This is a genomic window from Herbiconiux daphne (genome assembly GCF_024979295.1).
Classification (GTDB): Bacteria; Actinomycetota; Actinomycetes; order Actinomycetales; family Microbacteriaceae; genus Herbiconiux; species Herbiconiux daphnes.
Genome location: NZ_JANLCJ010000429.1, coordinates 1 through 678, shown reverse-complemented (window position 1 = coordinate 678; position 678 = coordinate 1). Strand labels below are relative to the sequence as shown.

General features: G+C 37.9%; 2 protein-coding genes. Both read right to left on the bottom strand.

Annotated features, from left to right (window positions below; all coding sequences use genetic code 11):
- The coding region (locus N1032_RS25660; RefSeq protein WP_259543433.1) for a phage adaptor protein at positions 1–313 on the bottom strand (313 nt) is incomplete at its 3' end.
- Between the two features lie 100 nt (positions 314–413).
- Positions 414–678: hypothetical protein (locus N1032_RS25655; protein WP_259543431.1), on the bottom strand; the 265-nt coding region annotated here is incomplete at its 5' end.

Here is a 678-nt window from a genome sequence, read left to right as displayed (position 1 = left end):
GTTTATTCTGTTTAATCCATTGGATTTCTTCTGGAGAGGTTACACGGAACACATCACCAGTTTTTCTATTAAACACATATTTAACTTCAACGAGATCTGTAGGTACATGTGCAATACCATCTACAATATTAAGATAGATTTCTCGTTGAAGAGAAGGGATTCGTAAGCGACGATAAATGTCTTTCTCAGCAAAGTTGATGAAGTTGTGACATTGATCTAAGAATTCGGGGTCATCACGATTCGACCAAAGGCTAATCGCTTTCTTCAAATCCCCCATTGTTTCAATCTGAGTATTCAGTGAAGGTAATGCCATAGGGAGATCTCCATATTTGTTATATAACGTATGTTATATATTACAGATTATATTGTCTAAGTTCCAGATACAAAAAAGCCACCCGAAGGTGGCCTTAGTGTTACGAAACGACAATGTGAATTGTTCTATGAGCTGACGTATCACCAGATTCTAGCAGATAATCTACTGTACCTACAGCCTTAGCAGTGATAGTTACATTGTTACCACCATCATAAACATAGGAAGCTACAGTATCAGAAGAAGCTGGTGTAAATTTACAACCAATACCTGTACCACCGAGAGCAGAACCATCAGCAGCCACTCGTTGAGTAATACCTTTATAGGTTTCACCAACTTTCAATGTGATTGTTTGAGTGTTTCCAGTT